Here is a 750-nt window from a genome sequence, read left to right on the forward strand (position 1 = left end):
TTGTTCAAAGATTTGCTGTAATCGCGCCTTCGTCACAGGCTTAGCAACAAACTCGTTCATGCCCGCTTCAAAGCAACGCTGCTGATCTTCTTTCACTACATTGGCAGTTAATGCGATGATCGGCACGTGAGCGCCCCACTCATTCATGTCACGGATCTGCTCTGTCGCGATAAACCCATCCATCACTGGCATTTGGCAATCCATAAAGATGAGATCAAAGGCGTGCTCGCGGCATAACTGCAACGCTTCTTCACCATGGCTCGCGACACTGACTTTAAGCCCTAGCTGCTCCAGCATAATGCGAACAACCCTCTGATTCACTTCCGTATCTTCGACAATCAAAACCCACGGCTTATCTGGATTTTTGTTTGTTGCCTCATTCGCCTCTGTTCGAGGAAAATCGAGCACATTGAGCGGATCGGTATATGTTGGAAGACCGCACACCACCGTTAAAGGAATGGTGAAATCGAAACAGCTTCCCAAGCCAAGTTCACTGGTTAGCTTGATGTCTCCACCCATGATGTGGACGAGTTGGGCACAAATCGCCAAACCTAACCCTGTACCACCATATTTGCGAGTTGTACTGCCATCGGCTTGTTGAAAGCGTTCAAACACCGCTTGCTGGTGCTCTTTGGCAATACCTCTCCCCGAGTCCACAACGCGAAAGCGAACTTGGGCGATATCGTTGTTTTGCTCGTGCAATGAGACAAGTAATTTGACATGACCACGCTCGGTGAATTTGACCGCGTT

The 750-nt window shown here is 49.1% G+C and carries 1 protein-coding gene; it reads right to left on the reverse strand.

The annotated features are described in order from the left end of the window. Positions 1-750, reverse strand: a 750-nt coding sequence (locus R7O13_RS26470; protein WP_318305156.1) for a response regulator, incomplete at both ends; no start/stop codon positions are given.

The sequence above is a fragment of the Vibrio sp. Y176 genome, from assembly GCF_033438945.1.